General features: G+C 34.9%; 23 protein-coding genes. 20 read left to right on the top strand and 3 right to left on the bottom strand.

Annotated elements, in window-relative coordinates; genetic code table 11:
* Positions 1-26: 26 nt before the first annotated feature.
* The 15 genes from ABJ955_RS10525 (at position 27) to ABJ955_RS10595 (ending at position 12,408) form a co-directional block, all read left to right on the top strand.
* Positions 27-2,426, top strand: a complete 2,400-nt coding sequence (locus tag ABJ955_RS10525) for a TonB-dependent receptor (RefSeq protein ID WP_347374582.1) — start codon at positions 27-29, stop codon at positions 2,424-2,426.
* Between the two features lie 18 nt (positions 2,427-2,444).
* Positions 2,445-2,999 carry a type 1 periplasmic binding fold superfamily protein gene (locus tag ABJ955_RS10530; protein ID WP_347374583.1) on the top strand — a complete coding sequence of 185 codons (555 nt, stop codon included), beginning with the start codon at positions 2,445-2,447 and terminating at the stop codon, positions 2,997-2,999.
* Positions 3,000-3,290: 291 nt separating this feature from the next.
* Complete coding sequence (locus ABJ955_RS10535) at positions 3,291-3,782, top strand: hypothetical protein (protein ID WP_347374584.1); 492 nt, start codon at positions 3,291-3,293, stop codon at positions 3,780-3,782.
* A gap of 408 nt (positions 3,783-4,190) precedes the next feature.
* Positions 4,191-4,430, top strand: coding sequence for a hypothetical protein (locus tag ABJ955_RS10540; protein ID WP_347374585.1), 240 nt, complete (start codon positions 4,191-4,193; stop codon positions 4,428-4,430).
* A 126-nt stretch (positions 4,431-4,556) separates the two neighbouring features.
* Positions 4,557-4,874: a hypothetical protein gene (locus ABJ955_RS10545; protein ID WP_347374586.1), complete on the top strand. Its 318-nt coding sequence runs from the start codon at positions 4,557-4,559 to the stop codon at positions 4,872-4,874.
* A gap of 425 nt (positions 4,875-5,299) precedes the next feature.
* The gene (locus tag ABJ955_RS10550; RefSeq protein ID WP_347374587.1) at positions 5,300-5,734 is read left to right on the top strand and encodes a cupin domain-containing protein; all 435 of its coding nucleotides are present in this window, start codon (positions 5,300-5,302) and stop codon (positions 5,732-5,734) included.
* A 275-nt stretch (positions 5,735-6,009) separates the two neighbouring features.
* The gene (locus ABJ955_RS10555; RefSeq protein WP_347374588.1) at positions 6,010-6,825 is read left to right on the top strand and encodes a sialate O-acetylesterase; all 816 of its coding nucleotides are present in this window, start codon (positions 6,010-6,012) and stop codon (positions 6,823-6,825) included.
* Positions 6,826-6,949: 124 nt separating this feature from the next.
* The gene (locus tag ABJ955_RS10560; protein WP_347374589.1) at positions 6,950-7,609 is read left to right on the top strand and encodes a hypothetical protein; all 660 of its coding nucleotides are present in this window, start codon (positions 6,950-6,952) and stop codon (positions 7,607-7,609) included.
* Positions 7,610-7,724: 115 nt separating this feature from the next.
* The gene (locus ABJ955_RS10565; RefSeq protein WP_347374590.1) at positions 7,725-8,288 is read left to right on the top strand and encodes a TetR/AcrR family transcriptional regulator; all 564 of its coding nucleotides are present in this window, start codon (positions 7,725-7,727) and stop codon (positions 8,286-8,288) included.
* A 128-nt stretch (positions 8,289-8,416) separates the two neighbouring features.
* On the top strand, positions 8,417-8,977 hold the full coding sequence (locus ABJ955_RS10570) for a carboxymuconolactone decarboxylase family protein (protein ID WP_347374591.1): 561 nt from the start codon (positions 8,417-8,419) through the stop codon (positions 8,975-8,977).
* A 71-nt stretch (positions 8,978-9,048) separates the two neighbouring features.
* Positions 9,049-9,705, top strand: a complete 657-nt coding sequence (locus ABJ955_RS10575) for a DsbA family oxidoreductase (protein WP_347374592.1) — start codon at positions 9,049-9,051, stop codon at positions 9,703-9,705.
* A gap of 592 nt (positions 9,706-10,297) precedes the next feature.
* Positions 10,298-11,206, top strand: coding sequence for a DUF5996 family protein (locus tag ABJ955_RS10580; protein ID WP_347374593.1), 909 nt, complete (start codon positions 10,298-10,300; stop codon positions 11,204-11,206).
* 10 nt (positions 11,207-11,216) lie between these two features.
* A complete protein-coding gene (locus ABJ955_RS10585; RefSeq protein ID WP_347374594.1) occupies positions 11,217-11,636 on the top strand; it encodes a DUF3995 domain-containing protein in 420 nt (139 codons plus the stop codon).
* A gap of 253 nt (positions 11,637-11,889) precedes the next feature.
* On the top strand, positions 11,890-12,240 hold the full coding sequence (locus ABJ955_RS10590; protein ID WP_347374595.1) for a DUF2200 domain-containing protein: 351 nt from the start codon (positions 11,890-11,892) through the stop codon (positions 12,238-12,240).
* Between the two features lie 18 nt (positions 12,241-12,258).
* A complete protein-coding gene (locus ABJ955_RS10595) occupies positions 12,259-12,408 on the top strand; it encodes a DUF6122 family protein (RefSeq protein WP_347374596.1) in 150 nt (49 codons plus the stop codon).
* Between the two features lie 146 nt (positions 12,409-12,554).
* On the opposite strand, the gene ABJ955_RS10600 is transcribed toward ABJ955_RS10595, so the two are convergent.
* Positions 12,555-15,290: a fibronectin type III domain-containing protein gene (locus ABJ955_RS10600; RefSeq protein WP_347374597.1), complete on the bottom strand. Its 2,736-nt coding sequence runs from the start codon at positions 15,288-15,290 to the stop codon at positions 12,555-12,557.
* A gap of 168 nt (positions 15,291-15,458) precedes the next feature.
* Here ABJ955_RS10600 and ABJ955_RS10605 point away from each other — a divergent pair, with 168 nt between their 5' ends.
* A complete protein-coding gene (locus ABJ955_RS10605; RefSeq protein WP_347374598.1) occupies positions 15,459-15,767 on the top strand; it encodes a DUF6122 family protein in 309 nt (102 codons plus the stop codon).
* 163 nt (positions 15,768-15,930) lie between these two features.
* Here the strand turns inward: ABJ955_RS10605 and rlmH are convergent, their stop codons facing one another.
* On the bottom strand, positions 15,931-16,404 hold the full coding sequence (rlmH, locus tag ABJ955_RS10610; RefSeq protein WP_347374599.1) for a 23S rRNA (pseudouridine(1915)-N(3))-methyltransferase RlmH: 474 nt from the start codon (positions 16,402-16,404) through the stop codon (positions 15,931-15,933).
* Between the two features lie 106 nt (positions 16,405-16,510).
* On the opposite strand from rlmH, the gene nadC reads away from it, so the two are divergent.
* The 4 genes from nadC (at position 16,511) to priA (ending at position 21,280) form a co-directional block, all read left to right on the top strand.
* Positions 16,511-17,368, top strand: a complete 858-nt coding sequence (gene nadC / locus ABJ955_RS10615) for a carboxylating nicotinate-nucleotide diphosphorylase (RefSeq protein ID WP_347374600.1) — start codon at positions 16,511-16,513, stop codon at positions 17,366-17,368.
* Entirely contained in the window at positions 17,368-18,294 is a 927-nt protein-coding gene (locus ABJ955_RS10620; RefSeq protein ID WP_347374601.1) for a YihY/virulence factor BrkB family protein, read from the top strand. Before nadC ends, ABJ955_RS10620 begins: the two co-directional genes overlap by 1 nt.
* Positions 18,295-18,305: 11 nt before the next feature.
* Positions 18,306-18,734, top strand: a complete 429-nt coding sequence (locus ABJ955_RS10625) for a DUF2147 domain-containing protein (RefSeq protein ID WP_347374602.1) — start codon at positions 18,306-18,308, stop codon at positions 18,732-18,734.
* A 95-nt stretch (positions 18,735-18,829) separates the two neighbouring features.
* Entirely contained in the window at positions 18,830-21,280 is a 2,451-nt protein-coding gene (gene priA / locus ABJ955_RS10630; RefSeq protein ID WP_347374603.1) for a primosomal protein N', read from the top strand.
* Here priA and ABJ955_RS10635 read toward each other — a convergent pair.
* Positions 21,274-21,993, bottom strand: coding sequence for a LytTR family DNA-binding domain-containing protein (locus ABJ955_RS10635; RefSeq protein ID WP_347374604.1), 720 nt, complete (start codon positions 21,991-21,993; stop codon positions 21,274-21,276). The genes priA and ABJ955_RS10635 overlap by 7 nt on opposite strands.
* Between the last annotated feature and the right edge of the window lie 2 nt (positions 21,994-21,995).

Consider the following 21,995-nt stretch of genomic DNA (forward strand, 5'->3'; position numbering starts at 1 on the left):
ACGTTTTATGTTAATTAAGAATTTATATGCGCAACTATGCACTAGTAATACTGCTATTATGCAGCATTACTTCTATTTCACAAAATTGTAACAACACACTTTCTGGTACGATAACAGACCTCCACGATGGCTCGATGCTTATTGGAGCAACGCTAATTATTGCAGGTACTGAACAAGCTGTAGCATCAGACTTCGATGGAAAATTTACCATCCCGAACTTATGCAACGGCACCTATTCCATACAGGTATCACACCCCAATTGTTTAACTAAAGGTTTTAGTGTTACAATAAACGGCAACACTGCCAAAACCTTTAAACTGGAGCATCATTTGGAAGAACTCAACCAAGTAACAGTAGCGGGAAAAGCCTATCGTAATAAGTCTAAAACGATACTTGAAAATACACTTTCTAAAGAAGAGTTGGAACGTTTTAGTAGCGGTTCTCTTGGTGATGCCCTTAATAGTTTGAGCGGCGTTTCTTCCCTTAATTCAGGAAATACCGTTATAAAACCATTAATAAATGGACTTCACAGCAGTCGCGTTGTCATTATAAATAATGGAGTTCGTATGGAAGACCAAGAATGGGGAGCCGAGCATGCTCCAAATGTAGATGTTAATGCTGTTGGTAAGCTTACATTAATAAAAGGCGCTGCTGCTTTGCAGTATAGTGGCGACGCGCTTGGCGGCGTTATTGTTGCAGAAGCTACAAAAATTCCTGTAAAAGACAGTCTTTATGGTAAAACGCTACTTACTGCTGCTAGCAATGGGCGTGGTGCTTCCTTTACATCGCAACTAACCAAAAGTTATCGAAGTGGTTGGTATGCATCGGTTCAGGGTACATTAAAACGCTTTGGTGATTTTGAAGCCCCCAATTATATTGTAAGCAATACAGGTATTTTTGAACGCAACGCTTCTTTAGGCGTGGGTTTCAATCGTTTTGACTATGGTATAACCGCATATTATTCACTCTTTAAAAATGAAATCGGCATATTAAGAGCTTCACATTTGGGGGGAGCACAAGATCAGATTCGCGCTATAAATAGCGACATACCACTAATTGTTGACGATTTCACATACAATATCAATGCCCCAAACCAAGATGTTACCCATCATTTGGCACGGCTAAAAGGTTTTAAAAAGTTTCCTGGGTTTGGAAAATTAAACATGCAGTATGATTTTCAAAGAAACAACCGTTTGGAGTTTGATATCAGGCGAGGGGAGGACAAAAATGATGCTTCCTTAGACTTACAACTCGACACCCATACACTTTTGTTGGATCTAGAGGCACACCAAAACGATGCCTTAAACTTAAAAATTGGTTTAACGGGAAAGTATCAAAACAATTATGCAGACCCAAATACAGGCGTCCGAAGATTGATACCCGATTATAATAAATACGACCTAGGGGTATATGCCGTAGCAGATTATCAATTAAACAACCAATGGCTCCTTGAGGTAGGGGGACGTTTTGATTATACGACTATGGATGTTTTTAAATTTTACAGAACTTCCTTGTGGGATTCACGAAATTATGGGGAACTCTTTCCTGAAATAGTGGTCGAGGAATTGGACAATCAAGTTTTGACAAATCCGAAACTCAATTATTATAACAGTTCAGGAACTTTAGGGGCTACCTATTCTTTTGGCGATGTGTATAAGCTTTTTTTGAATTATTCAGTTGCTTCACGAGCGCCAAATCCCTCAGAACTTTTTAGTGAAGGTATGCACCATTCCGCTTCTCGTATTGAGCTGGGCGATTTGCGTTTCAATTCAGAAATAGGTCATAAAGTATCGCTTACATTTCAAAAGGAAAATACTGTTTTTAGCTTTTCTATAAACCCGTATATAAACTCAATTTCAAACTTTATTGTAATTGAACCCACAGAAATTCAGCAAACGGTGCGCGGCAATTTTCAAGTTTGGGAATATCGACAGACCAATGCACAACTCTTAGGGGTAGATATGGATGCATCTTATGCCTTTGCAAATAACTTCCGTTTTCACAATCAGTTTTCAATGGTAAAAGGCTATGACCACACAAGGGGTGAACCATTAATAAGTATGCCACCAGTGAACATAAAAAACGAAATTGTGTATCAAAACCCAGAATTCAATAACATTCGCCTGTCTTTACAGAGTGAATATAACTTTAGGCAAAACGAATATCCCGATACTAATTTTGAAGTATTCATTCCAGAAACAGAAACAACGGAAACGGTCGATGTAAGCACGCCACCCGATGCATATCATTTGCTTAATTTCCATTCTAGTATCGATTTTAAAGCCACTAAAACAGCAACCTTAACAGTAGGTTTGGGAATCACAAACCTATTAAATACTTCGTATCGAAATTACCTAAACCGCTTGCGCTATTATGCAGATGATTTGGGTAGAAACTTTTTATTAAATCTAAAAATCAATTATTAATAGTTAAATTAAAACAAAATGAAAAAAGTAAAATTTTTAAGTGCAGTCGTATTAGTAACCCTTTTATTTACAGCTTGTTCAAAAGATGACGACACTCCACAACCCGTAAATGAGGAAGAGCTAATTACCACAATGACGGTAACCTTAAATCCACAAATAAGTGGTACGCCTATTACCTTACAAATGAAAGATTTGGATGGAGATGGGCCAAATGACCCAGTAATTACTGTTTCGGGGTCTTTAACGGCAGGAGCTGTTTATGATGGTTCTATTGTATTATTAAACGAAACGGAAACCCCGGCAGCTAATATTACACTTGAAGTAGAAGAGGAGAGTACAGAACATCAATTTTTTTACACTTTAGGAGGAGGATTGGATTTAACAACCACCTACACCAATTTTGATGATAATGGCAACCCATTGGGCACGCAATTCTCATTAACTGCTGGAGCTGCGAGCTCGGGCACACTTACGTTTACCTTGCGTCACGAACCTACTAAACCAAATACAGGACTTGCCGATGCGGGTGGAGAGACTGATATTGCAGCCACATTTAACGTAACAGTACAATAGATTTGAATTAGCTTCACTTTTTTTTGTTCTAAAAAAGATACCCTTTACAGCTTTTTTGTAAAGGGTATTTTGTATTTATAACCTAAGCTTTTCATAGGTGCCACCGCGCCTAGCATGTAAACGATAGCCTACACCTTGGTTTTAACAACCCCAAAATTCAAATAGTATGTAGTATAAAAATCTATAATTGCCTCAAAGCCTCTTTCCTAAAAAAAACTATATTTGTGTGTATTACACATAAAGAACACTGCTGTTGCTAGTGTTAGGCTTTTTGTACACAAAACTAAAACCTTGAAAAGATTTAAAAATGTTTTTTTTATACTTATTTTAATTTCATTAATCACCTCTTTAGCTTCCTGTGGCGCAATGGTTAAAGGAACAGCAAATAAAAAATTAACGGTAGAAAAAGGAGCAATACCTCCAGAATTTGGATCAGAAAAAACAACTATGCTATTTATAACTCACCATAGAAGTTATAATAAGTATTTAAAGAAAAATGTAGCGGATATTTATAAAGGTGATTTTGAAATTATATCTGAAAAAGAATTCAAATCTGATGTCAAATATGAAGATAAACAAAAATATAGATACGTTTTTAATTTTGAGAGTAAATCCTATTCTTATACAAAATCCGACCTTTCTAGCGGTAGTGGGGAAGTAAAAAAATTCTACGTTTTAGATAGAAAAAATGAAAAAAAATATTTCAGCCCAATGACATCTTCTTTTTGGAGTAAGCTTCAAAAAGTATATCTAAAAAAATTAACTGAAAAACTAAAAGTATAGTAATTTATTTTTGAACTCTACAATCATAATATCAAATATTAAGCAAATAGCGGTTAACTTCAATGATTTACCTTAGAATTGTGTTTTTCGCTATGTTTCTTTTAGAATTAAGACTTCTAAACTTTAAGTACAAACGAGACAAATATATTTGGATTGCTATAGTTCTTTTATTCAGTTACATTGGTTATTCTTTCTTTTTAATTAATAAAAGAAAGCTACTGATTAAAAGAGATTTTGAACCGAATTTTAATCGCAATAGAATAAAAAACTACTGAATATAAACCATTCATATCAATCACTCTCTAAAACCTGATACCAAATACAGAATTTTTTTGTATACTATAATTTACGTGTCTTATACATGAAATATGCTATTAATACGCTTGTAAAACACTTAGATATAACCTTATGAATAATAAATTTATTCGGGTTTTAGTAATTATTAATGGAATACTAATACCTGTCTTTATCATTATCATTGTAACAAGCATTGTAATAAGAGAATTTAAATCTAGTAATGGTATAGTTTGGGATGATGAAAAGTATATGGAGCAGGTAAATGAATTTGAAGTGAGATACAACTCACCCCAAAAAGTACCAAACGCTGAAAATTATTATGTGGCAATTCGAAAGATTTATGCAGATTAATATGATTTATATACAGGAGAAGATCTCCTCAATCTAATTCCTACACATACCAGTAATATCATTTTTTTAGACAATGATTTCAATATAAAAGGAAAGATATTAGCTAATGACGGCTCTATTTTAAATATGTACATTCCTAGCACAACGTTGGACCAAGAAAACTCAGCCCTCTATATTTCGTATTTTATAGCAGAAAACGATACTAATTCAGACGGTAGAATTGATGAAAACGACCAACATTATGTTTATTTATCAGACTTAAATGGAGCAAACCTAAAACAAATAACAACGCGAAAAGTTAGTCAGTATAAATGGATTAATAACAACGCACAATTACTACTTACTTTTAAAAACGGGGAGTCGGATTCAAATTTGGAATTTGGAATTTATGATGTAACTACTCAAGAAATAAAACAGACCAAAAGCTTAACCCCTCACGAATAAAAAACGGTTTATAACATCACTTATAAAACCCCAAAACCCATTCCTATTAGAAGAATGTAATAGTAGCTAAGCCCCTTATTATTAAGAATGTGCTGTTCATTTTTATGCTAAAGATGACACCAGGCCTATTTTGTTAATGAACTCTTTGGTGTTAAGACAATAAAAATCAGAGATTTGGAAAACTTTACATTTGAAATGATCGATGAAATTGGATATGCCAAAGACTCAAATTATAGCTATTAAAAAGGGAAAAGAAAAGAAATGAATACAAGGACCAACAACCACTCCCCAATACCTTTAAACCAGCCAGAATTATTAAAATCCAACCCCAAGTTCCAAATCTCAATTCATTTAAATGGTATATTTGTGTGCAGCACAACTTTAAAAGTGCTTTAAATACATAGTGTTCCTTATTAAAAGAAATTATGAAATCCAAACAATACATTAAAAATGGCGAAGGCGAGAATTACAACTACTCGCAAGATCACTGCTTTGTTAAACTGTCATCAAGCGACACAAATGGGGAGTTATGCTTAATCGAAGACACCTTAAAACCTGGGTTTCACTTAAAACGGCATCATCATAAATTGATGACAGAAGTATTTTATATGCTGATAGGTGAAATGGAACTCATTTTTGATGATGAGACAATAATGCTAAAAGCAGGTGATACCATAACAGTTCCACCAAACGTATGGCATGAAGCCATTTGCAGGGAGGGTGGAAAAATGCTTACAATATTTAAGAATGGACAATTTGATGTTTTTTTAAATGAACTTTCTAAAATGACTCAAGAAGATTTCTCCAATAACGAACTAATGAAATCTGTCTCTAATAAATTTGATATCTACGAAGATTAAAAGTGTGTACTGTACAGAGCTAAAGTAAAAACAAGTCCTTTCACCATATGGTAATACACAATAGGGCAGTAGTACTCAAAACCAATCAAAAATTTTCCTTATTACAGAAATATTTCTTGCTATTACACTTAGCGTTAAGCCATTGTTACATAAAAATATAAAATACCGCCTTCGCTACACATTATCATCTTTATAAAAGATGCAATTCCCTAAAAGAGTATCTTTGAATAGATAAAAAAGATGGCGCTCCTTACGGTTCAGCAACCTATAAATAGATGATATACAAGCTAAATATACTTATTGCAATCATATTGTTTTCTTGCTCGGAGTATAAATATGAAGCCCGAACAAAGAACTTCCCAACAGAAGAACTTCCGGTGCTTAAGGCTCCAAAAAAAGAAAATATATGGGTATTTGTATTGGCGGGACAATCTAATATGGCTGGCCGTGCTTTTGTAGAACCTAACGATACACTTCCTAATAAGCGTATTCTAACAGTCAATAATAAAGACCAGCTTATATTTGCAAAAGAACCCCTGCATTTTTACGAACCTTCACAGAAAGGTCTCGATTTAGGTATGTCTTTTGCTGAAAATCTTTTAAAGAGAACCGCAGACTCTATTCATATTTTGTTAATACCAACAGCAATTGGAGGCAGTTCAATAGAACAATGGATAAATGATAAAAAACATAGAGATATAAAGTTGCTTTCAAACTTTAAGACAAAACTTGAAGTTGCACAGCACTATGGTAGTTTAAAAGGAATAATCTGGCATCAAGGGGAAAGTGACGCAAATAATAAAGCAAGCATTAATGCATATTATACAAACCTAATACGTTTAACTTCTATATTCCGTAAGCTTGCAAATAACGACCAACTTCCAATTCTTATTGGCGAACTAGGTGCTTTTTCAAATAACAAAGAGAATTGGAGTTTATTAAACAAAAAAATTAATGACTTCGCTAAAACAGATAGCCTAATAAAAGTAGTTTCTTCCCATAATCTAAAAGACAAAGGCGATAAACTTCACTTTAACGCTAAGAGTATTCGAGAATTAGGCAAGCGCTATGCTGAAAAGTTTTTTGAATAAATTTATACAAAGCTTGATTTTTTATAATTAAGCAAGCCCGTTATGTCTTAAAATCAAACATCTAGTAAAATAATAAAATTGTTGTAAGTTTAATTCACAAACAAACAACAACCTACCAATCACTATGAAATATACAACCATCCTCTTCGTTCTTCTTACCACAAACAGTATGTTGGCTCAAAATATTAAACAAATAGATTCAGTAGCTAAAGTAATGTGTACCTATTTAGAAACGCTGCATATAAAAAACGATACACTAAAAATTACAAGACTGTATGAAGAGCAATTATATCCGTATCTGGATATGGTAACTGCGGAAAACATAAATAGAGTAGGGCAGCAAGTATATTATAGGCTGCAACGAAACTGCGTATCTTTCAGAGATTTATTAGATAGATTGGAACCCCCAAAAGAAGCCTCGGTACGTATGGGTAATAAGCCAACATCCATAATCACTAATAAACAACTCAAAGAATTTAAAAAGAAATCCAAATTTTACTATTTCGAAGTCTCAGGAGATACCACAAATGTACTTATGAGCAACGGAAAATGGACAGATACTTTTACAAATAATACTTATTCCAAACTAACATATACCTGGCGTAACAAGACCGAATTCGAGTTGGTGTTTGTGGAAAGTAATAACCATACAAGATCTTTCCTCAGCGTTGCAGGCGATAGCTATTGGTATCAGGTATTAGCAAAAGAAGACGGCTACTACCTTTTGTCTCTTACTATTCCTGAGCAAGACATGTACGAGACCTTTAAGTTCTATTATTATTAAAATGAGCTTTTTTTACCCCTTTTAACTCTCTTCGTGATTTTAAATGATTAAAATAAAGTTAAAGAAGATGTTTGTTTCTAAACGATTGTTTAGTTTTGCCTTGTAATTAATACGAATGGCACGTAAGAAGCAATACATAGAAGAAGAGGTTATCAGCAAAGCCATGCAGCTTTTCTGGCGAAATGGCTACGAGAATACATCTATGCAAATGCTTGAAAAAGAAATGGGCATTAATAAATTTTCAATTTATGCCAGTTTTGGTAATAAAGAAGGTCTCTTTTTAGAGAGCTTAAAGTGTTATAAAACAAAAGTTAATACCATCTTTAATAAATTTAAAAATGGAACTCAGGGTGTAAATGATATCAAACAGTTTTTTTACGATTCGGTAACGCTCTGCCTACAGGACGATAATGAAAAAGGCTGCCTTGTTACCAATACTTATTATGAGTTTTCGGATACTGAAAACCCATTAGTAAATGAACAAATGCAAAGCTTTATGGAAAATCTTAAGAGCCTGTTTATTGAAAAACTCAAAATAGATTCCACCAAAGATGAAAAGACAATCTTAAAACAAGCGAACTATTTAGTTCTTGCAAAACACGGCTTAGCCACTGCCACAAAAGTAAACAGCCAACAAGAAATTGAAGATTACATCGAAATGACGTTTAATAATTTGTAACCCTTTTTTTAAATCATAACTAAACGATTGTTTAGAAATAAAAAAGGATAATCAAACAACAACAAAGAATACACACTACAAATAAGTAAAATCAAAATAATAAGAACAGTAATTTAAAAACAATAATTATGACAACATTAAAAGTGCATACAATTGAAACAGCTCCAGAAGGGAGTAAAGCATTATTAGAACAATCTCAAAAAGAAAACGGCATGATTCCAGGCTTACATGGTGTGCTAGCAGGTACTCCCGGGCTTCTAGAAGCATACCAAACCATTCATAAGCTATTTACAAACACTTCTTTCAATGAAGAGGAGCTAACAGTGGTTTGGCAGACCATAAATGTAGAACACGCATGTCATTACTGCGTTCCCGCACATACGGCAATAGCAAAAATGATGAAGGTAGACGATGCCATAACGGAAGCACTACGCAACGAAACCCCGCTAGAGAACCCTAGACTTGAGGCATTGCGCACCATGACCTTGCTAATTACACGCAACCGTGGGCATGTTTCTCAAGAGGAGTTAGATGCTTTTTATAAGGTGGGATATACCGAAACTCAAGTGCTGGAAATCATCCTCGGACTTTCGCAAAAAGTAATCAGCAATTACACAAACCATATAGCGAATACTCCAGTAGATGCGCCCTTCCAAAAATTTGCTTGGTCGAAAGCAAATGCGAAGTAATAATCACAAATTTTAAATAAAACCAATAAGCCTGCCGCATCTTATAAGGCAGGTTTATTAACTTTGAACAGATGAAAGAGAAATTAAAAATAGATATCGTTTCGGATGTTGTATGCCCTTGGTGTACCATTGGTTACAAACGCTTAAATAAAGCAATTACAGAGCTCAACCTTCAGGATCAGATAGAGATTGAATGGCAGCCTTTCGAGTTAAATCCAAACATGCCTGCCGAAGGTCAGAAGCTTCAAGAACACATCCTTGAAAAGTACGGCACTACTGTTGAACAGTATAAAGCCTCTCAGAAAGCAATGGCAGATGCGGGTGCCGAGCTAGACTTTGCCTTTAATTATTTTGATAGCATGCGGATGGTAAACACTTTTGATGCGCATATCTTATTGGAATACGCGAAAGACTTTGACAAACAAACCGAATTAAAAATGCGTTTAACTACCGCCTTCTTTAGCGAACAGAAAGATGTGTCTAAACATGAAGTTTTAAAAGAAGCTTTGCTTGACGTAGGGCTCAATGCAGATGAAGCTCTAGCAAAACTAGAGGATGCTGACATACGTAACCAGATTAAAAGCAAACAAGGGTACTGGCAAGAGATGGGGGTTAGTTCTGTTCCCACAATTGTTTTTAATAGAACAAGCGCAGTTACTGGCGCCCAACCCGTGGATGTGTTTAAAAAGGTGCTAAAAGATATGCTCGCATCCCCCAACGTAGAATAACGAAAATATCCATGTAAAAATCCCGAAGCAAATGAAATTAGTTTCCACCACTTCGGGATTTTTTTTAACTTCTATTAGCTAAATTTGTAGCTTAAACCTACTTGCAAATCCCATATAAGGTATAATGCAATGACCTAGTCAGTCCCCTTCTAGATTTTTTTGCTAGTTGTCTTCTTAGTTTATTTGCTAAAAATAATTTTAGAAATATCTAAGAGGTAGAAGAAATTAAACTCTTTACCACCGCTAAATCTTTTCAATCTGAAGAAAGAAAGGAGTTTGGTTACCTTCTTAATAAATACACAGCAAAGAGCAACCCCTTCATTTCCAAAAAAAAAGATAGCGCGTAATCTTTAGAGGAGGTCTTCTTATGCCTTTCTATAATGGCAGTGATTATGGTATAACAGCAGTAATAAAGTTTTAATAAGCATCATTAAACTTTTTAAGTAATTTGTGGTAGCATACTTATACATGCTTTTCCCATAAAGCTAAATGCCTCCATTTTCTATTCGGTTTTTATTTGCTATTTTTAAGTGCTTAAACATAACATGCTATCATTACTATACTTTGGTAAGTAGCACACAAAATTGAGTTTATGAAAAATAATCAGCAGTGGCCAGAATTAAATTTTGTCGAAATGCAAGATACCATTGAAACACTTCATCAATGGCTTCAAATAGTTGGGAAAATACGATTAAAAACCATGCCTTGGCAAAATCATTCTTGGCATACAACATTATACATCACCCCAACCGGTTATTCAACAAATGCAATTTCCTACCAAGGACGTATTTTTCAGATAGATTTCGACTTTAAAAAGCACAAACTCTTTATACAGTGCTCAAATACAGAAACACGTGCTATGGATTTAAAACCAAGAACTGTAGCAGACTTTTATAATGAGTTGTTTGAAAAACTCACAAGTATGGGGATAGATGTCTCGATCTACGCAAAGCCAAATGAAATGGAACCAGCAATACCATTTGCTGAAAATGTTATAAATAAGGAATATGATTCCGTTGCCGCAAATGCCCTCTGGCAAGCAATGTTAAAAACAAATGCTGTATTTAATGAATTTAGAAGTGAATTTATTGGTAAAGCAAGTCCAGTGCACCTGTTTTGGGGCGCATTCGATTTGGCTGTAACACGGTTCTCTGGAAATCCGGCGCCCTTACACCAAGGAGGAATGCCAAACATGCCGCTAGCAGTAATGCAAGAGGCATATTCACAAGAAGTTGCAAGTGCTGGTTTTTGGCCAGGTTCGAAAGATTCTCCAATTCCCGTATTTTACGCCTACGCATACCCAAGTGATGCCCGTTTTGGGGAACAAAAAGTACTTCCTAAACAAGCTTTTTACAGCCCTGAAATGGGGGAGTTTTTCCTCAAGTATGAAGACGTTCAAAAAGCTGATAAGCCTGAAAAAACATTACACGATTTCTTGCAGACTACCTACCTTGCAGCAGCCACAACTGCCAACTGGGACCGTGCAAAATTAGAAAAGTAAAACGCTACCAATGATTTTAGCTATTATATTAAGTATTCTGCTATTCGTATTAGGGTTAATACATTTTAATTGGGTAATAGGAGGCACCTTTGGGTATTCAGAGGCACTTCCAACCAATGAGAATGGCGATAGAGTCTTGAGCCCTAAAAAAATAGATAGCGCAAGTGTAGCGATAGGTTTAATAGCTTTCGGCACGTTTTATATATTTAAAGCTGGCATCATAGATTACAACCTTCCTCTATGGATACTAAACTATGGCAGTTGCATAATCCCAGCAATATTCTTATTACGCGCCATGGGGGACTTTAAATATGTAGGTTTCTTTAAAAAAATAAAGAATACACCCTTCGGAAAGCTGGACACCATACTGTTTTCTCCCTTATGTTTATTAATTGGAATACTAGGCTTATTAATTCTGTTGAAGTATTGAAAACCTATAGAAATTTGTATGACGTTCTTATTGTATCCACTCCAAATACGATTACATTTTTAAGTAGTAACAAAGACTTCCTAAGATGATCTAAACAGAGCGTATAAAAAGTCAATCTTAAATTTTGTGATAGAGCGAGGTATAAAATAATATAGTATTTTAAATAAAGTGTTTTATAATGCTTTAAGTTATAGCTACGGGCGAAATATCATTATCAACCGAGCAGTAATAAAAGTTTAATGAAATAAAGACAATGAAGAAACATAGCATCTATACAATGACCTTTGCAAGTGTATATCCTCACTATGTAACTAAGGCGGAAAAGAAAAATAGAACGAAAGCTGAGGTTGATACTATTATTTGCTGGCTCACAGGCTATAATCAAGAGCAGTTAGACGAACAAATAGAAACTAAAACTACTTTTGAAACCTTCTTTAAAGAGGCGCCACAGCTTAATAAAAACGTATCCAAAATTACTGGTGTTATTTGCGGCTATCGCGTAGAAGAAATTGAAGATAAACTCATGCAGAAAGTACGCTACTTAGATAAATTGATTGATGAACTGGCAAAAGGCAAAAAAATGGAAAAAATTTTGCGAACTTAATTTTAAAAGGGAGTTAGTGTGCTACAAAAACCAATACATAACACTTTACGCCTGTTAGTTCCAGGTGTTATCGCTTTTGTGTTTTTTAGAAAAGTATGGAAAAAAGCTTGGCTAATTATGTTTGCTGCGATGCTAATAGGTGCAGATCAATGGAGGGAGTTTAAATAGCAGTTGTGTTATTTAATATGTTTTTTTTGTGTGGTTACAACATGCTGATTTGGTGATATTCACCCTTGGTGTATGTTTTTAAAGTTTATTATAAAATAAATGGACTGCCTATAATAGGGCAGCCCATTTTTATAAATACACATTATTTATTTTACAATTAGCTTAGCTGTATGTAGTTTTCTAGAGTGAATTTTTACAATATACACACCAGTTGGCAAATCTTGAGTGATAAATGAATAACGCTCATTATTCACGTTCTCGGTAGCGTACATCAGTTTTCCCGTTGTATTGAATATTTCAATTTTTTCAATAGGATAATCAGATTTAATAATTGTTTTATCGGCGTTATTTGTTGGGTTTGGATACATAACCAAACCTTGATCTACCGAGTACTCTTCATTGGTAAGCAAAGGGTCTATAACCTCAAAGTTAACCCTATTAGACACTTCGTCATAACTGTCATTTGTAAACATTACAATAAAATAATTTCCTTCTTCATTTGGTAATGCGTCTCCTTCAATAGTTTTGGTTCCTTCGGCTAAACCATCAAAATAGGTATAACTATATAGAGGGTCGATATTAGGATCTGCACCTTCGTAGTAAATACCTAACCAATCTTTTATAATTCCAGGAGCATCTGTCCAAGAAGTTATTATTTCTTCGCCTAATTCATAGACAGATTCATTTATCCATAGTTCGGTTACTAATTCTCCAACTTTAAAAAAGACTGTGTTTCCAACAGCGTTATAACTGTCTTCAATAAAGTATTGTGCATAATAATAGCCTTTTGTAAGCTCTGAAAAAGTTAAGGTTTGTGAAGCTCCACTTACATAATCCCAAGCAGTAGCATTTATATCGCCAGGAGTCTGCCCCATTTTGTATATTCCAATCCAATCATTTGTAAGTTCGGGGCCATTTGTAAACGAAATTTCAATTGGATCTCCTACTTGATATTCGGTTTGGTTTGAATTAAGAACTGGTTCTGGTCCAACATAGAAATATTTTCTATCTGCAATTTCTGTATACCCTCCATTTTCAAAAATGGCTGCATAAAATCTTCCTTTTTCAGAAATTCCGTTTGGAAAAGTAATAGTTCCGCTTGGCAAGCCATCTGTATAGTTCCACACTATAGAAGGAGAACCACTACCGGGAGTTTGATCTTCATCGTACAGTCCAATCCAGGTAGAAGTATTTTCAGGAGCATCTGCATACGAAACTTCTATTGCTTCGTTCAGGTCATAAGCTTCTTTGTTTATAGAAATCTCTGTGTTTGTATAAGTGCTTCCTTCCACTGTAAAGTCTTTTACTTCACTCCAAGATGACCACATGAGGTTTCTGTCTCTGTATCTTGTCTTTACATAGTAAGTTCCGTTTGGAATTTCATCTTGATCTATTAAAAGTTTGGTAATATCTATACCTAAATTAATATCTACTGTAGAATCTTTTTGTTGCTGATACATGCCATAAAGATTTTCATAATCTCTATACACATCTTTTTCAACAATATTGAAATCTTGATCTTTAGCAATTAAAAATTGAGTTGTATTTAAAAGCTCATCTGTAGTTGTAGAAAAAGGAGTTCCTTCAAGCTCTATGGGTAGTGTTACATTTGTAGTAAACACATTTGTGATTTCTGGTTGCTCTGGAGCTGCCTTGTCTTTATAGTGATGAAACTCATCCATTAATTGATTGTTTTTCCATTTTATAATGCTTCCAATAGAATAACTCTCTACATCCATTTTTCCATTTTCAACATCTATATCAACAATTTGATACATCCAGTTTGAGATTGTTTTTTGAACATCTTCAAAATCTTCTTCGGTAGACATACCCCAGTATTGATCCCAAGCGGTTCCACCAGAGATAATATTATACACAGCATCATCTTTAAGTTGACCTCTGTGATAAAGGTGATGATGCGCACCTATGTGTAATATATACTTGTCTGTTGTGCTTAGCATAGGCACAGCGGTATTGCGTACCCAAGGAGAAATATCGCCCACATATTGTTCGGCTTGATAAGGGCGGTGGCTAAGTGAAAATATCCAGTCTACAGTGTTATCATCTTCTGCTGCGTTAATTACAGCTTGTAACCAGCTTGCTTGTTGTGCGCCTGTGTGTTCTGAACTTAAGCTTAAAAAAAGTACATTTCCAGCTTGGTAAGCATAGTAATTTTCTGTACCCGATGAAATTCCTTGGTAGCTAAAATCGTCTAGGTAAAAGTGATCGTAGTAAGCAGACATTCCTAATGTGCCATAAGTTTCATGATTACCAACAGTAGTTTGTATTGCTAAATGCTTTGAAAGCTCGCGGTTTTTTATAAAGTGAACATTTTCGTAATGATCTAGAGTACCCACATCTACTTGGTCCCCAACCATAAATGTCATGGCGATACTTTCTTCTGGTGATCCTCCGTATTTTTCAATAATCTTTCTCTTTGCTGCAGAAACTAATGAATCGTACCTAGGCACATTTCGCAATTGATTGTCGCCCATTATTAAAAAGCGTATATGCCCATCGCTAGTTGCAGCTTCTCCTGGATTTGGTAAGGTTTTAAATGAAGCGATTTCAGAATAACTATTCCCTGTTTTTGTTCTGTAAAAGTAACGTGTGTTTGGGGTTAAGTTTACTAATTTCACAGAGTGATAATAATAGTTTCCAGGGTAGCCTGAGTCTACAAATATGTTTGTGTTTCCTGTTACGGTAACATTAAGATTAGAAGCAGTTGTACCGTATTCAACTACAGATTCGTTGTTGCCTTCTGTTTTCCAATTCACATAAATAGAAGTGGGGGTTACAGCCTGTAAGTATGGAGCTAGATCCTGCGCTGTAGCTACATTAATTACTAAAAATAATAAATAAATAAAATAGTTTCTAAACATGATTTGATTTGTTTTTAATTTTCAACCAAGATAAATTGACATAGTAAGCTAGCTGTTAGGAAGTGGTTAATGAACGTTTAATTTTTATTGAAGTTAAACCGTGAGTTAAACTCTAGTTAATGTAGAAAAAGACAGCTTCTGCCGTATATTTGCTTTAAAACTGCTTGAATGCTGCAAACACTAATACATTATACCTTACATCTGTTAGTTCCAGGTGGTATCGCTTTTGTGTTTTTTAGAAAAGAATGGAAAAAAGCCTGGCTAATTATGCTCGCTACTATGCTAGTAGATGTAGATCATCTTCTTGCCACTCCTATTTTTGACGCAAATAGATGTAGCATCAATTTTCATCCATTGCACACCTATTGGGCAATGGTGGTTTATGTAATGCTATTGTTTTTTAAAAAGACAAGAATTATCGCAGTTGGCTTATTATTCCACCTGCTAACAGATTATATAGATTGTCAATGGAGTTGAAAAAGGAGTCCGTTGCAGTATTTGGCAGCAGTATAAAAAAAATCTATTTAGGTTTTTAGCCCCGATACTCGATTATTGTTCATGAATCACACATCACTAATCACACATCAATAACCACCAATTATACATTAATAATCATTCATCAATCATCATTCATCAAATATCACCTATGATGATATGGCTCATTGCGAAGAATTGTAAAGCCTCTATAAAGTTGTTCTATAAAGAAAAGCCGAACCATTTGGTGGGAAAAGGTCATTGAAGAGAGTGAGACTTTTCCATTAGCACGAGTGTATACGGCTTCACTGAACCCGTAGGGCCCACCTATAACAAAGATGAGGTTCTTGAGACCGCTATTCATTTTTTTCTGAAGAAATTGCGCAAAGCCTTCAGAAGTATATGTTTTTCCTTTTTCATCGAGAAGTATTAAAACATCGGCAGTAGTAGTCCGTTTTAAAATTTCTTCGCCTTCTGCTTGCTTCTGAAGTGCTTCAGATAGATTTTTTGCATTTTTTATATCTGGAATCACTTCCATATCAAAAGAAATATAAAAGCCTAAGCGTTTGGTGTAATCATCCATAAGGGATTGCAATTGCTTGTTATCTGTTTTGCCTATGGCGAGTAGCGTAATTTTCATACTTCAAAAGTAAGAGATTTTAAAGTTTTTACATAACCGTCAGGATTACCATCTATTATTCGAGACTGACAAGTCTTTTTATTATTTTAGCTAAAATTTCATTGCTATGATTTCAGAAAAACAATTCAATAAAGAAATAGACATAATTATTGCAAATGCAATCCGAGAGGATATAGGGGATGGCGATCATAGTTCGCTGGCATGTATTCCTGAAGAAGCAACGGGCACTGCAAAGCTATTGGTAAAAGACGAAGGTATTATTGCTGGAATAGAATTTGCCAAACAAGTGTTTGAATACGTAGATCCAGGCTTAAAAGTAGATGTGCAAATAAATGACGGTAGCCCTGTAACATACGGCGATGTGTGTTTTTACGTTTCGGGTCTTTCGCAATCTATATTAAAGTCTGAAAGGCTTGTGTTAAACGCGATGCAACGTATGAGCGCTATTGCAACTAAAACAAATGAGTTTGTAAGGCTTTTAGAAGGTACAAATGCAAAGATTCTAGACACACGTAAAACCACTCCCGGCATACGCGCATTAGAAAAATGGGCTGTAAAAATAGGAGGGGGTGAGAATCATCGCTTTGCACTTTATGATATGGTAATGCTAAAAGACAACCACATCGATTTTTGTGGCGGCATAACAAAAGCTATTGAAAAGACTAAAGAATATTTAAAAAGTCATCACTTAGACCTTAAGATTATAGTAGAAGCCAGAAATCTAACCGAAATAGAAGAAGTTCTTAAAAGCGAAGGTGTATATAGAATTCTTATCGATAACTTTAATTATGAGGATACTAAAACGGCGGTAAAGCTTATAAATGGTAAATGTCTTACAGAGTCCAGTGGCGGGATTACTTTAGATACCATACGCGCTTATGCCGAATGTGGCGTAGATTACATTTCTAGCGGTGCTTTAACGCATTCTGTTTACAATATGGATTTAAGTCTAAAAGCTGTTTAATGAAAGAAACGCAAGAAAACGAAATAAATATTCCTGTTATTAGGGATTTGATACGGGTTACTAAGAAAATTAAACTCCCTGGTATGGGGGAACTGTCCTTATATCATTTACTCGACATTTATGGCACTGGAATATTAAAAGGTTCGTTCTCACCTCGTGCTAGCTCTATTGCGTATAGTTTTTTTCTTGCGCTGTTCCCGTTTTTATTGTTTCTATTAAACCTAATACCATACATTCCCATAGATGGCTTCCAAACAAGGTTCCTTATATTTATAGAAGCTTTATTACCAGCACAAACAACTCAGTTTTTTTACCCAATCATTGCTGATATTGCTGTAAACCCAAGAGCAGGGCTAATCTCTTTTGTATTTTTTCTATCCATATTTTTATCAGCCAATGGTGTAAACGCTATTTTTGGCGCGTTTGAATACTCTTTTCATGTTACCATGAACCGAAGTTTTTTTAGGCAATATTTTGTGGCATTAGTTATTTCTATTTTATTGGCATTGTTGTTGTTAACATCTGTTGGGGTAATCCTTTATGGTGAATACATTATACGGGACCTTCAATCTAGAGCGTATATACAAAATGACCTTTTCTGGATTTCGTTCTTTCAGTTTGTTGTCTTTATCATAATGATATATGTGGTAATTGCCACCCTGTATTACTACGGAACAAAGGAGGGAAAAGCATCGCATTTCTTTTCGATAGGGGCAATAACAACGACGGTACTTTTTGTGCTAACAACATACTTTTTTGGGGTTTATATAAATAATTTTTCAAATTATAACGAGTTATACGGTTCCATTGGTGCTCTTTTGATTTTGATGTTATATATTTGGATAAACGCAAACCTTTTATTGCTTGGCTTTGAACTTAATGTCTCAATAAGACGCCTAAAAGAAAAGATTAACAAGAAAAATTAATATAATAAATTATGAAAAAATTATTTTTAAGTATCTCCCTGATTGCTTTAACTGTAATGACCGCAGTTGCTCAAGACGTAACCGGAAAATGGAGAACTATAGACGATGAAACAGGGGAAGAAAAATCTGTTGTTGAAATCTACAAACAAAACGGGAAAGTTTTTGGTAAGGTTGTTGAAATTTTTGATCCTTCAAAGCGCGATCTAACATGTGTTGCTTGCTCTGGAAATGATAAAAATCAACCTATCTTAGGTCTTGTAATTATTAAAAACCTAGAAAAAGATGGTGACGAATATAACGATGGTACTATTACAGATCCTAATAATGGTAAAGTGTATAAATGCTATATCGAGTTAGATGGTGCTAATAAACTAAATGTGCGTGGTTATATTGGTTTCTCACTTTTGGGAAGAACACAAACTTGGGAACGCATTAAATAAATTTTTTAAAAATGATACCTTTAGGCTGCCATTCGTGGTGGCCTTTTTTATAGTATTTTCATAATCCTTATACCCAATATTTTAATATACTTCTTTTGTATTTTATAGACGTCATACTTCCCATTCCTTTAAAGCAAGCCTTTACCTATAGTGTGAATAAGGATGAGGCTGCTTTTTTAAAAGCAGGAATGCGCGTTGCAATCCCTTTTGGGAAATCAAAGATTTATACCGGAATTGTATACCAAGTTCACGACCAAGCACCAGTGGGCTATGAAACAAAATCTATTGATTACATTCTTGATGAAACCCCTATAATAACAAGCTTTCAATTAAAACATTGGGAGTGGCTTGCGGCCTATTATATGTGTTCTTTAGGCGAAGTAATAAAAGCAGCACTGCCCAGCGCTTTCTTGTTAGAAAGTGAAACAATCATTAAGCTCGCAGCAGAAAATTTTCAAGATGAAGCAGCTTTATCCGATGAAGAGTTTTTGTTATATGAAGCGTTACAACACCAATCATCGCTACATATTAATGATGCACGCTCTATATTAGATAAAAAGAATATAGTTTCTATAATTCAAAAGTTATTAGAAAAAAACATCATTGAAGTTGAAGAGAAAATCTATGAGCAATACGTGCCAAAGCTTAAACGCTATATAAAACTCGCCCCAGAATATACTTCCGAAGAAAAACTCCGGGAATTATTAGACTCCCTCAGTCGCGCAAAAAAACAACGCGAAGTGCTTATGCACCTCTTTATGTTAAATTCGCAAACTAAAAAACCAATAAGTGCCAGTGCGCTTCAAAAGAAAAGTGAAGCTTCTGCAGCTACCCTAAAATCACTTATTACTAAGGGTATTTTGGAAGCGTATTTTATTCAGCAAGATCGCATAGGTTTTGCAGGGGAAGCAGCTACAGAAATTAAAACTTTAAGCGAGGCACAGACAGAGGCTTTCAATGAAATAAAAACTTCCTTTGAAAGTAATGATGTTGTGTTATTACACGGTGTCACTTCCAGTGGAAAAACCGAAATTTATGTTCGTCTTATTGAAGAAGTAATTGCCTCGGGCAAACAAGTATTGTATATGCTTCCCGAAATTGCTTTGACAACGCAACTTATAAGCAGACTGCAAAAATACTTTGGAGAAAAAATTTCGGTGTATCACTCTAAGTTTTCTATTAATGAACGTGTTGAAGTGTGGAATAATGTACTTGCTGAAAAACCAAAGGCACAACTTATTATAGGGGCACGCTCCTCCTTGTTTCTTCCTTTTAAAAACGTAGGGCTTATTGTGGTGGACGAAGAGCATGAACCTTCTTTTAAGCAATACAGTCCTGCACCGCGCTACAATGCACGTGATAGCGCCATAGTGTTGGCCAACATCCATAAATCAAAATTAGTAATGGGGTCTGCCACACCTTCCTTAGAAAGTTACCATAATGCAAAAACAGGAAAGTATGGATTGGTTACTTTAAAAAAACGTTTCGGAAATGTGCTGATGCCAACAATTGAGCTTGTAGACATTAAAGAGAAAACACGTAAAAAAGAAATGACGGGCCATTTTAGTGATCGTTTGTTAGAAGAAATGCGTGAAGTATTAAGTAATGGAGAACAAGTGATTTTGTTTCAAAACAGAAGAGGTTTTTCCCCAGTGGTAGAGTGTACAACTTGTGGAACTTCACCCCAATGCCCGAACTGTGATGTAAGCTTAACTTTCCATCAGTATAAAAACCAATTGCGTTGTCATTACTGCGGCTATCATATGGCTATGATGCATAGCTGTATTGCTTGTGGTAGTGAAACTTTAGACACCAAAGGTTTTGGAACAGAACAGATAGAAACAGAGTTGAAATCGCTTTTTCCAAACCATAGAGTGGCACGGATGGATCAAGATACAACCAAAGGAAAGCATTCTTATTCAAAATTAATTGAAGCACTTGAAAATGAAGAGATAGATATATTGGTGGGTACACAAATGTTAGCCAAAGGTCTCGATTTTAGAAATATAAGCCTTGTAGGGGTGATGAACGCCGATTCCCTATTAAACTTTCCTGATTTTCGTGCTCATGAAAGGAGTTTTCAACTATTACAACAGGTTTCCGGTAGGGCAGGGCGTACCCATAAACAAGGAAAGGTTTTAATACAAACCTATAATCCATACCATCAAATATTAAGGCAGGTAAGCGTTAATGATTATGGTGCAATGTATAAAGAACAGCTGGATGAGCGTTATAGTTATAAATACCCTCCATTTTTTAGGACAATAAAAATTGTGTTTAAAGACAAAAATTTAGCGCGAGTTCAAAAAGCTTCAGTTTGGTATGGGCATGCGCTCGAATTACAGTTTAAAGAAAATATATTAGGTCCTGAGCCCCCGCCAGTAGGAAGGATTAAAAATAAATACATAATGAATCTGTTGGTTAAAATACCGAAGCATCAATCGTTAGAAAAGACAAAGAAATATATAGAAACCGTGGAACGAAGCTTTAATTCAATTAAAGAATTTTCAAGTGTTCGTGTTAATATAGATGTAGATAATTATTGAGAAGGGTTTTGCGTCGCAGCTAATGCTTCAATAAGTTCAGCTTTTCTATTTCTACTAAGCGGAAGTTTGTCTTTTTCTAACTCTATCTCCTTGCTATTATAGCGTTGCACTTTATCTAAATTAACAATATACGATTTGTGAATACGCATAAAACGATCACTAGGTAATAAAGCCTGAAATGCTTTCATTGTTGAAAGAACAACCAAGGAATCATATTCCGTAATAAGTTTTACATAATCTCCTAGGGCTTCAATATAGCGAAGTTCATTAAGAAAAACTTTTCGTTTTTTTAAATTACTCTTTACAAATATAAAATCCTCTTCATCAAATCCTTCTTCATTTTTAAGCTTGTAGTTGGTGATTGCTTTATGAACGGCATTTAGAAAACGGTCTTTTGCAATCGGTTTTCTTAAATAATCTACAGCATCATAGTCAAAAGCCTTAAAAGCATATTTAATCTTTCCTGTAACAAAAATTACCTGTGGTTTTTTTTGTATATCATCTAAAAGATCAAACCCCGAAAGTATTGGCATTTCTATATCTAGAAAAATAAGGTCAATTTCATTAGAAGCCATTCCTGTTTTTGCTTCAACCGCATTTTTGTATTCTCCAACAAGTTCCAGAGAAGGGTGCATCTGAATTAGCCTTACAATAGAAAGCCGTTGCAAGGTAGAATCATCTACAATGGCGCATTTTAGGATTGTTTTTTCCACAG

The organism is Aequorivita sp. Q41 (assembly GCF_039831855.1).
GTDB lineage: Bacteria > Bacteroidota > Bacteroidia > Flavobacteriales > Flavobacteriaceae > Aequorivita.